The sequence below is a fragment of the Streptomyces sp. NPDC054047 genome (assembly GCF_055585065.1).
In genome coordinates this window covers 954,142-964,007 of the sequence record NZ_JBVJKV010000002.1, presented here as the reverse complement: position 1 = coordinate 964,007, position 9,866 = coordinate 954,142, and the positions used below count along the sequence as shown (strand labels likewise).

The 9,866-nt window shown below is 72.5% G+C and carries 9 protein-coding genes; 4 read left to right on the top strand and 5 right to left on the bottom strand.

Annotated features, from left to right (window positions below):
* Nucleotides 1-285: 285 nt before the first annotated feature.
* Nucleotides 286-1,299 carry a LacI family DNA-binding transcriptional regulator gene (locus ACZ6ZP_RS10790; protein ID WP_351161274.1) on the top strand — a complete coding sequence of 338 codons (1,014 nt, stop codon included), beginning with the start codon at nt 286-288 and terminating at the stop codon, nt 1,297-1,299.
* Between the two features lie 54 nt (nt 1,300-1,353).
* Here the strand turns inward: ACZ6ZP_RS10790 and ACZ6ZP_RS10785 are convergent, their stop codons facing one another.
* Nucleotides 1,354-2,274: a LysR family transcriptional regulator gene (locus tag ACZ6ZP_RS10785; protein WP_468611752.1), complete on the bottom strand. Its 921-nt coding sequence runs from the start codon at nt 2,272-2,274 to the stop codon at nt 1,354-1,356.
* Nucleotides 2,275-2,357: 83 nt separating this feature from the next.
* On the opposite strand from ACZ6ZP_RS10785, the gene ACZ6ZP_RS10780 reads away from it, so the two are divergent.
* The 3 genes from ACZ6ZP_RS10780 to ACZ6ZP_RS10770 all read left to right on the top strand — a co-directional run bounded on the left by ACZ6ZP_RS10780 (nt 2,358) and on the right by ACZ6ZP_RS10770 (nt 5,179).
* A complete protein-coding gene (locus tag ACZ6ZP_RS10780) occupies nt 2,358-3,119 on the top strand; it encodes a sulfite exporter TauE/SafE family protein (RefSeq protein WP_361461343.1) in 762 nt (253 codons plus the stop codon).
* 11 nt (nt 3,120-3,130) lie between these two features.
* Nucleotides 3,131-3,721, top strand: a complete 591-nt coding sequence (locus ACZ6ZP_RS10775) for a hypothetical protein (RefSeq protein WP_469406384.1) — start codon at nt 3,131-3,133, stop codon at nt 3,719-3,721.
* A gap of 237 nt (nt 3,722-3,958) precedes the next feature.
* Nucleotides 3,959-5,179 (top strand): RICIN domain-containing protein, encoded by a 1,221-nt coding sequence (locus ACZ6ZP_RS10770; RefSeq protein ID WP_469406383.1) that lies wholly within the window; start codon nt 3,959-3,961, stop codon nt 5,177-5,179.
* 87 nt (nt 5,180-5,266) lie between these two features.
* On the opposite strand, the gene ACZ6ZP_RS10765 is transcribed toward ACZ6ZP_RS10770, so the two are convergent.
* The 4 genes from ACZ6ZP_RS10765 to ACZ6ZP_RS10750 all read right to left on the bottom strand — a co-directional run bounded on the left by ACZ6ZP_RS10765 (nt 5,267) and on the right by ACZ6ZP_RS10750 (nt 9,832).
* Nucleotides 5,267-6,166: a LysR family transcriptional regulator gene (locus ACZ6ZP_RS10765; protein WP_351161262.1), complete on the bottom strand. Its 900-nt coding sequence runs from the start codon at nt 6,164-6,166 to the stop codon at nt 5,267-5,269.
* A gap of 57 nt (nt 6,167-6,223) precedes the next feature.
* Nucleotides 6,224-7,432 (bottom strand): glycine C-acetyltransferase, encoded by a 1,209-nt coding sequence (locus ACZ6ZP_RS10760; protein ID WP_351161259.1) that lies wholly within the window; start codon nt 7,430-7,432, stop codon nt 6,224-6,226.
* 52 nt (nt 7,433-7,484) lie between these two features.
* Nucleotides 7,485-8,513 carry an L-threonine 3-dehydrogenase gene (tdh, locus tag ACZ6ZP_RS10755; RefSeq protein WP_469406380.1) on the bottom strand — a complete coding sequence of 343 codons (1,029 nt, stop codon included), beginning with the start codon at nt 8,511-8,513 and terminating at the stop codon, nt 7,485-7,487.
* Between the two features lie 134 nt (nt 8,514-8,647).
* Nucleotides 8,648-9,832: a Gfo/Idh/MocA family protein gene (locus ACZ6ZP_RS10750; RefSeq protein ID WP_469406379.1), complete on the bottom strand. Its 1,185-nt coding sequence runs from the start codon at nt 9,830-9,832 to the stop codon at nt 8,648-8,650.
* Nucleotides 9,833-9,866 lie beyond the last annotated feature (34 nt).

Below are 9,866 nucleotides of genomic sequence, written 5' to 3'. Positions count from 1 at the left end.
CAACCCCCGCCCGGGCAGGCACACGGACACGTACACGAGGACGAACCCGACGCCGGACGCCAACGCGAAGAACACCCCCGATCGAGGCCGACCCGCAAACAGCAACCCCCGCCCGGGCAGGCACACGGACACGTACACGAGGACGAACCCGACGCCGGACGCCAACGCGAAGAACACCCCCGATCGAGGCCGACCCGCGAACAGCAACCCCCGCCCAGCCTCAGGCGTAGACGCGAACAGCACCCCCCGCCCGCCCCCGGGCGCGGGCGTGAGCGTGGGGTTCATGTGACCCTGCATGCCGTGGCCCGTGCCGCCGGGGTGTCCCCGGCCACCGCGTCGCGGGCCCTGAACGGTACGACGCGCGTCCGCGAGGACCTGCGGCTGCGGGTGCTCGAAGCGGCGGATGAGCTGGGGTACATCCCCAACGCCCATGCGCAGGCGCTCGCCAGCTCGTCGAACAACACCATCGGCGTCATCTGCCACGACGTCGGCGACCCCTACTTCGCGGCGATCGCGAGCGGAGTGATGGCGGCGGCGGCCGAACAGGACCTCCTCGTCATGCTCGCCAGCACCTTCCGCGCCCCGGCACGGGAGATCGCGTACGTCTCGATGCTGCGGGCGCAGCGCGCCCGCGCGATCCTGCTCATCGGCTCGGGCTTCCAGGACCCCGCGTGGGAGAGGTCGTTGGAGGCCGAGCTCGTCCCCTACATGCGTGACGGGGGCCGTGTCGCCGTGGTCAGCCGGCACCGCAGCCTGCGCGTGGACACGGTGCAGCCCGAGAACCGGGCCGGGGCCGGCGCGCTGGCGCGGGCTCTCCTGGGCCTGGGCCACCGGGAGTTCGCCGTCCTCACCGGCCCCGAACGGCTCACCACGGTCGCCGACCGCCTGGCCGGGTTCCGCGCGGTCCTGGCCGAGGCGGGGGTCGCCCTTCCCCCGGAGCGGATCGTGGAGGGTGCCTTCACGCGTGACGGGGGCCATGCGGCGGCGGTGGAACTGCTGCGCCGGGGGCAGCGGCCCACCTGCGTCTTCGCGGTGACGGACGTGATGGCCGTGGGGGCGCTGGGAGCGCTGCGGGAACGGGGGCTCCGGGTGCCGGACGACGTGTCGCTCGCGGGCTTCGACGACATCCCCCTGATCGGGGAACTGACCCCACCGCTGACCACGGTGGCGCTGCCGCTGACGCGGATGGGGCGCGACGTCCTCGCCCTCGCCCTGCGCGAGCGGGGCGCGCGGTCACGGGTGGAGCGGGTGCGGGGCGAGGTGGTGCTGCGGGCCAGCACGGGGCGGCCCACGGCCTGAGCGCCTGGACGTGAGGGGCCTGGAGGGCGGGCGCCCCCACAGCCATGGGGTCCATCACGCCACCCGGTGGCCCGCCAGCATCGGCTCGGAAGTCGACGCCCTGCGCAGGTGGTCGGCCAGGGCCTGGGCCGAGGGGGAGGCGGGGCCCGTTTTGGTGGCCCAGGCCAGCAGGTGGTGGCGGCGGGCCCAGGGGTCCTGGAGGGCGCATACCTCCAGGGGCTGGGTGGGGTCGATCACGCGGCGCGGGACGATCGCGAGGCCGACGCCCGCGGCGGCCAGGGCGACCAGGACGTTGAGGTTGGCGACCGTGGTGCGGTAGCGGACGACCGGTGCGTGGGGGCCCACGTGTCTCTCGATCCAGCGGCGCAACGAGGCATCGGCGTCGAGCCCCACCAGCGGGTGCTCGGCGGCCTCGCTGTACGTCATCGACGTACGGCCCGCGAGGATTCCGCCGGGCTGGCCGACCACCACGAGGGAATCGTCGCCGAGGGGTTCCATGGCAAGACCGCAGTCGCGGGCCTCGTCGTCGAGGACGACGCCCAGGTCCGCATCGCCGTCGGCCAGCATCCGCACGATCTGCGGGGTGCGGTTCTCAAAGACGCGGACGTCGATGTCCGGGTGGGCGCGGAGGAAGGTGACCAGGGCCTGCGGGACGAGCCGGTGCACGGCCGAGCCGCCGCCCAGCAGGGTCAGGGGCGCGGTCGGGGATCTCGTATAGCTCGCGACCGCGCTTTCGAGCCGCACGGTCTGGGCGAGGACCTCGCGCGCGTGCCGGGCCAGGGTCGTCCCCGCCGGGGTGGGGCGCACGCCCCGACGGCCGCGGATCAGCAGGGGCACACCGGCCTGTTGTTCGAGGGAGCGGACCCTGGCGCTGGCCGACGGCAGGCTCAGATGCATGCGGCGGGCGCCCGCCGTGATCGACCCCTCCGTCACGGTGTCGAGGAAGAGCCGCAGATCGTCCAGGTCGTAGCGCACCTCGTGAGCCTATGGCACAGCCTTAGGCTGGGTACACCGATAACGCATTGTGGACCCGCCCGTCACAGGGCGATGCTCGGCGGGTGCCCGAACTACTGCTCGTCCTGCTGGCAGGCATCGCCGCCGGAGCGCTGAACTCCGTCGGCGGCGGAGGCACGTTCGTGGCGCTGCCCGCCCTGGTCGCCGTCGGCCTCTCCCCCGTGACGGCGAACGCGTCCTCGACCATCGCCCTCGTACCGGGAGCCGTGGCCAGCGGATGGGTCTACCGGCGCGAACTCGCCCCGGTCGGGGCGACGTCCACGCGAGCGCTGACGGTGGTCAGCGTGGTCGGCGGCGGACTCGGCGCACTCCTGCTGCTCACGCTGCCCGCGGCGTCGTTCGACGCCGCGGTGCCCTGGCTGCTGGCCTTCGCCACGGTGGTCCTCGCCTTCGGCCGCCGCCTCTCCAGCGCGGTGAGCGACGCGCTCGGCCACCAGCTCAGCATGAGCCCTCGCGCCGTCCTGGTGGGCCAGTTCCTCCTCGCGCTGTACGGCGGATACTTCGGCGGAGCCGTAGGCATCATGATGTTCGCCCTGTGGGGCATCGGCCTCGGTCTCGACACCGCGGTCAGCAATCCGATGCGGGTCACCCAGATCGCGGCCATCAACCTCAGCGCCGCCGCACTGCTCCTCGGCGCATCGGACGCGCTGAGCACCCCGCTCGTCCTGGCCCCCATGTTCGTCGGCGCGCTGGCAGGCGGCTTCACCGGCGCCCACTTCGCACGCCGCCTCTCCGACCGGCTGCTGCGCGGCATCATCCTCACCACCGCCGTGACCATGACCGTCCTCTATTTCGTACGCGGTTGAGGCCGACCGGCATGAGCGACAGCGATGACGACCCCCGCCCCGCCGCCCCGTCGTACGCGGAGCCGCCCACGGAGCCCTGCACCGACGCGGCCCGAGCCCGTCTCGCGATGGCCTACGAGGCGTACGCCCTGTCAGACCTCGCGCGTGCCGCCGTACCGATCGGCGAGCACGAGCTGCGTCCCGACGGCACCGCCCGCTCCCCCGGCTCCGTACTGGCCGACGCCGTCCACGTCCTCAGGGCCGCGCACCGGTTCTTCGAGGCCGCGGCCGTGGCCGAGCGGCTCGGCGGCGCCGGGTGGCAACTGATCGGCGACGTCCTGGGCGTGGACGCACGGACCGCGCGGGCGCGGTTCGCCGCGGCCGAGTCCTGCTTCCGGGAGGAACTGCGCTCCCCCGAGGGGATTTCCGCCACCGGCGATCCCGGCGATGCGGGCTGGTGGCGGGCTTACACCGCCGGCAACCCGCTGGAGGCGGCACGCGACCTCGACGACTGGGTCCTGCGCCACGAGGAGGGGGACGGCGGCCTCGGCGCCGCGCCGGTCTCCGGCGGCCTGGCCCGGCCGAACCCCGGGCAGCGTCCGAGGCGGCGGCGTCACGGGTGAGAACCGGCCCCCCGCACTCCAGGCGCGTTCCGCCCCGCCACGCATCCCCCAACGGGTGTGCTGACGGGGAGAGTTGACGCCACCTGGGTCGACGCCCGCACGGAAGAACGCCCCAAGTCCCGGTAATTGAGGGGTGAATAGCAGCCGAAATCCACCCGTATCGGTATCCGGTCTCAGCTCCTACTCTGTGAGGCGCACACGCGGGGGATCACTGTCCGTCTTCCACGGAGGTTGGCAATGTCTGCGTTGTCCGAGGGGATCTACCTGCTCAAGAACGAGGCGAGCGGGCTGTACGCGGGAGTGCAGGGGGCCAAGACCGCGCAGAGCGTCCCGATCGTGCAGCAGGAGCTGCACCCGCAGGGAACCGCCCGGTACAGCCAGTTGTGGCATGTGCGGCCCAACGCCGCCAAGGAGGGCGCCTGGACGCTGCAGAGCGTGCACAGCACCCTGCGCATGGACATCATGACCGGCCGCGGCCGCGCGGGCTCGCCGGTGCAGCAGTGCCCGGCGGAGACCCGGCAGGACCTGCTGGTGTCACAGCTGTGGCGGCCGGAGGTGGTCGGCGACGGGTACGCGCTGGTCAACGTGAACAGCGGCCACCTGCTGTCCGTCCACGACGACAGCGTCGCGCCGGACGCGGCCCTGGAGCAGGCGGGCAGGCCCACCATGGGGCCGCGACCCGCCCAGCTGTGGCGCCTGGAGCGGGTGCCGAGCCGCGGCCAGGCCAAGGCGTTCGACGCGCTGACGGCCACCGTGGTCTCCGCCGGCGGCGGCATCCTCGGCTCGGTCCTCGGCTCCCTGGGCGGCGCGGCCAAGCAGGCGCTCGACGCGGGCGGCGGGATCTTCGAGTCGGCGGCCAAGGCGATCCCGGACAGCGACGCGCCCTACGTACGCTTCGACGGCTTCCGCGGGGACGAGTTCATCCGCTTCTCCAAGCGGCGCGGCATCGAGTCGGGCCCCCGGAGGATCGCCGACCAGTTCCCGCACCTGCCCAAGACGTTCAGCGACGGCTTCGACGCCGTCGGGCCCGCCCCCAAGAGCAGCGGCCACACCTATCTGGGCTTCGCGCAGGGCCAGGCCGTCGAGTTCTCCGACAAGAGCCACGGCCCCCTCCATGAGGCGGAGGACGTCCTGTCCCGCGACCTTCTGGAAAGGGCCGGCGAGCTGTGCGACGTCACCGGCTTCGGCGCCGATGGCGGCAGGCTGCTGGTCTTCGGCATGCAGGGCAGCTTCACCACGGCCCTCTCGCGCGGCTCGTCCCAGCAGCTCTCGCTGACGGCCGCACCCGATGCCTTCGGTTTCGGCCCGGACGCCGCGGCCACGGCCGTGACCGAGTCAACGGCGCACTACTTCCTCACCAAGGGCGACGAGTTCGTCGTCGTCACCGAGGACAAGCTCATCCAGGGCCCGTCCAAGCTCACCGATGCCTACCCGTTCCTGGACGGCCTCTGGATGTAGCCGCCGTCCCGCGCCCTCCGCATCCGGTCCGCATCCTGTCCGGTCCCGTCGGGCACGCCCCGGCGGGACCGGGCCGCGACACCGCCGCTACTCCGCCGCCTCGCCCAGCGCGTCGAGGACCGGGCGGATCAGCGGGTGCTCCTCCGCGCCGCACCGCACCGCCGCGAAGACCCGGCGGGTGGGGGCGACGCCCTCCACCGGGCGGATCACCACGCCCGAGACGTCCATGCCCCGCAGCGCCGACCTCGGTACCAACGCCACGCCGGCGCCCGCCGAGGCCAGCGCGACCACCGCGCGGAAGTCGTCCGACCAGTGTTCGAGCAGGGGCTGGAAGCCCGCCGCCTCGCAGGCGAGTATCACCACGTCGTGGCAGGGGTTCCCGGCGAAGGGGCCGATCCACGCGTCCTTGGCCAGCTCCGCGAGCGGCACGCGTTCCGCCGCCGCGAGGCGATGCGTCTTGGGAAGCACCGCGTCGAACGGCTCCGCGTAGAGCGGGACCCGCGTCAACCGCGGGTCGTCCACGCCCGGAGCGCCGCGGTACTCCACGGCCACCGCGACGTCCACCTGCCGGTCGAGCACCATCGGCAGGCTCGCGTCGCCCTCCGCGTCCTGGACCCGCACCCGGATGCCGGGCGCCGTGGACGAGAGACGGGCCAGGGCGGGGCCGACCACCAGGGCGATCCCCGTGGCGAAGGACGCCACGGTCACCGTCCCCGCCTCGCCGGAGCTGTACGCGGCGAGCTCCGCCTCGGCCCTCTCCAGCTGGGCGAGGACCGCGTTCGTGTGGGAGAGCAGGATCTCGCCCGCCGGGGTCAGCCTGACCCCGCGGGCACCCCGCTCGACCAGGCGGTGACCGGTCTCCTGCTCCAGGGCGGTCAGCTGCTGGGAGACCGCCGACGGCGTGAGATAGAGCGCGGCGGCAGCGGCCGTGACCGTGCGGTGGTCGGCCACCGCACGGAGGATGTGCAGCCGCCGCGCTTCGATCATGAGGCCGATTGTCCCAAACCGCGGGCCTCACCGACACCAGCGGCCTCACCCAGCGGTTCAGGCACCCGCGGCGTCCAGCTCCGCCCGCGCCGCCACGAAGGCGTCCACCGCACGGTTCACGTCCTGCGTGGAGTGCGCGGCCGACAGCTGGACACGGATACGGGCCGCGCCCTGCGGCACCACCGGGTACGAGAAGCCGATCACGTACACACCGCGCTCCAGGAGCAGCTCGGCCATCCGTCCGGCGACCGAGGCGTCGCCGATCATCACCGGGGCGATCGCGTGGTCGCCCGGCAGGATGTCGAAGCCCTCCTGCGTCATCCGCGAGCGGAACAGCGCCGTGTTCGCCGCGAGCCGCTCGCGCAGGTCGCCCGCCGACTCCAGGAGGTCCAGGACCTTCAGGGAGGCCGCCGCGATCACCGGGGCCAGCGTGTTCGAGAAGAGGTACGGGCGCGAGCGCTGGCGGAGCAGCGCGACGATCTCCGCACGGGCGGCGACGTAGCCGCCGGAGGCGCCGCCGAGCGCCTTGCCGAGCGTGCCCGTGATGATGTCGACGCGGTCCATGACGCCGTGCAGCTCGGGGGTGCCGCGACCGCCGGGGCCGACGAAGCCGACGGCGTGCGAGTCGTCGACCATCACCATCGCGTCGTAGCGGTCGGCGAGGTCGCAGATCTCCCGCAGCGGGGCGACGTACCCGTCCATGGAGAAGACGCCGTCGGTGACGATCAGCTTCCGGCGCGCGCCGCCCTCGGCGGCCTCCTTCAGCTGCTGCTCCAGGTCCGCCATGTCGCGGTTGGCGTAACGGAAGCGGCGGGCCTTGCTCAGCCGGATGCCGTCGATGATGGAGGCGTGGTTGAGCGCGTCCGAGATGACCGCGTCCTCCGCGCCGAGCAGCGTCTCGAAGACGCCACCGTTGGCGTCGAAGCACGACGAGTAGAGGATCGTGTCCTCCTGGCCGAGGAACGCGGACAGGCGCCCCTCGAGCTCCTTGTGCACTTCCTGCGTACCGCAGATGAAGCGCACGGACGCCATGCCGTAGCCCCAGCGGTCCAGGGCCTCGTGCGCGGCGGCGACCACCTCGGGGTGGTCGGCGAGGCCGAGGTAGTTGTTCGCGCAGAAGTTCAGCACCTCGCCGGGGCGGCCCCCCGCGGTGACGGAGACCGTGGCGGACTGCGGGGTGCCGATGACGCGCTCGGGCTTGTGCAGGCCGGCGGCGCGGATCTCGTCGAGGGTGGTGCGCAGGTCGTCGCGTACGGAGTCGAACATGCTTGATTCCTTTGGGAGTTAAGCCGTGGGAGCCATGGGAGGGCCGAGAGGTTCAGGAGGTCCAGTCGAGGATGACCTTGCCGCCGCGACCGCTGGCCGCGTCGTCGAAGGCCGCCTCGAAGTCACGGTGGCCGTAGCGCCCGGTGATCACGGGGGCGAGGTCGAGGCCGCCTTCGAGCAGCACGGACATGGAGTACCAGGTCTCGAACATCTCGCGGCCGTAGATGCCCTTGATCGTGATCATGGAGGTGACGATCCGGGACCAGTCGACGGCGAATTCCTCGGCCGGCAGACCGAGCATGGCGATCTTGCCGCCGTGCGTCATGTTGGCGAGCATGTCGCGCATCGCGACGGGGTTGCCGGACATCTCCAGGCCGACGTCGAAGCCCTCGCGCAGGCCCAGCTCGCGCTGTCCTTCGGCGATCGAGGTCTCGGCGACGTTCAGGGCCAGGCTCGCGCCGACCTTGCGGGCCAGCTCCAGGCGCTCCTCGCTGACGTCCGTGATGACGACGTTGCGGGCGCCCGCGTGCCGGGCCACGGCCGCGGCCATCAGGCCGATCGGCCCCGCCCCGGTGATCAGCACGTCCTCGCCGACCAGCGGGAACGACAGGGCGGTGTGCACCGCGTTGCCGAACGGGTCGAAGATCGCGGCCACGTCGAGGTCCACGGGGACGCGGTGCACCCACACGTTGGCGGCGGGCAGCGCGACGAACTCCGCGAACGCCCCGTCCCTGCCGACGCCGAGCCCCACCGTCGCGCGGCACAGGTGGCGGCGGCCGGCCTGGCAGTTGCGGCACTTGCCGCAGACCAGGTGGCCCTCGCCGCTGACCCGGTCGCCGATGTTGATGTCCGCGACGTCACGCCCGGTCTCGACGACCTCGCCGACGAACTCGTGCCCGACGACCAGCGGCGCCGAGATGGCCTGCTGCGCCCAGCCGTCCCAGGCCCGGATGTGCAGATCGGTGCCGCAGATCCCGGTGCGGAGCACCTTGATCAGGACGTCTCCGTGGCCGATCACCGGCTCGGGTACGTCCATCAGCCGGAGCCCTGGCTCCGCCTTCTCCTTGACCAGCGCCTTCAACGCAACGGCTCCTGTCGTACGTCGCTTCTTCCACCGACGACACAGGAATCTTCCTTACGGCGGCGCCCGGGTCCATCGAGGATTTCTTAAGCGCCGCCGCAGCTTTCCTTCAGGCCCGGCTTCAGGCCCCTCCTTCAGGCCCGGGTCTGGCCCCGCTCGAAGTACGCGATGAGCTCCGGGTCGAGGACCGGCACCTCCCGAGGCGTGCCCCCGTCCCGCAGCGACTGGGTCGCGCGCACGCCCGCCGCCACCGCCATCCTGGCCGCGACCGGCGACGTGTCGGTGCGCCCGCCCTCGCGCACGAAGCGGACGAACTCCTCGATGAGCAGCGGGTCGGAGCCGCCGTGCCCGCCCTCGTCCTGGGCGTCCGGCACCGGGTACTCGGCGTCGGCCTCGGGGCGGTAGGCCGAGCGGCGCTCGTTCCAGACCTTCACCACTCCCCCGGGGCCGTCGCCGAAGTTCTCCAGGCGGCCCGCGTCGCCGATCACGGTGTAGTTGCGCCAGTAGTCGGGGGTGAAGTGACACTGCTGGTAGGAGGCCAACACCCCGTTGTCCAGGCGCATGTTGACCAGGGAGACGTCCTCCACGTCGACGACGGGGTTGAGGTCGCGCTGGGTGCGCGGCGGCCAGTGGCCGTCCGCGGTGTACCAGTCGTCCGTCTTCGGCTCGCCCAGCTCGCGGCGCGGGTTGTCCCCGTAGACCATGAGGTCGCCCAGGGCCTGCACCTGACGGGTGTAGCCGCCGGCGAGCCAGTGCAGGACGTCGATGTCGTGGGCGGCCTTCTGGAGCAGCAGGCCGGTGGTGTGCTGCCGTTCGGCGTGCCAGTCCTTGAAGTACCAGTCGCCTCCGTAGGCGACGAAGTGGCGTACCCAGACCGTCTTGACCTCGCCGATGTCGCCGCGCCGGATGATGTCGCGCATCAGCCTGATCACGGGCATGTGGCGCATGTTGTGGCCTACGTAGAGACGCGTTCCCGTCTCGTAGGCGGTCCGCAGGATCTCGTCGCAGGCCTCGATGCCGATGTCCAGCGGCTTCTCCACGAAGACGGGCTTGTTCGCGCGCAGCGCCTCGCAGGCGAGCCGGGCGTGGGTGTGGTCGGGGGTGAGGATCACGACGGCGTCGACGTCCGGGTCCTCGACGACCTTGCGGTGGTCGGTGGATATCAGGGCTCCGGGGAAGGCCACGGCCGCCTCCGTCCGCGCGGTCACGTCGTGGTCGGCGAGCGCGGTGACGCGGGAGCCCGCGCCGGGCCGGTGGGCGGTGCGGGCGAGCGAACCGCGCAAGCCGTAGCCGAGGACGCCGAGACGGAGGTCGGTCATGGTGTGCCTTTCCGTACAAATACCTGTGCGAGTG

Excerpts from the sequence above, each read along its gene's own strand:
- ACZ6ZP_RS10775 (WP_469406384.1), top strand. The coding sequence starts at position 3,131 with ATGAGCGACAGCGATGACGACCCCCGCCCCGCCGCCCCGTCGTACGCG.
- ACZ6ZP_RS10770 (WP_469406383.1), top strand. The coding sequence starts at position 3,959 with ATGTCTGCGTTGTCCGAGGGGATCTACCTGCTCAAGAACGAGGCGAGC.
- ACZ6ZP_RS10765 (WP_351161262.1), bottom strand. The coding sequence starts at position 6,166 with ATGATCGAAGCGCGGCGGCTGCACATCCTCCGTGCGGTGGCCGACCAC.
- ACZ6ZP_RS10760 (WP_351161259.1), bottom strand. The coding sequence starts at position 7,432 with ATGTTCGACTCCGTACGCGACGACCTGCGCACCACCCTCGACGAGATC.
- ACZ6ZP_RS10750 (WP_469406379.1), bottom strand. The coding sequence starts at position 9,832 with ATGACCGACCTCCGTCTCGGCGTCCTCGGCTACGGCTTGCGCGGTTCG.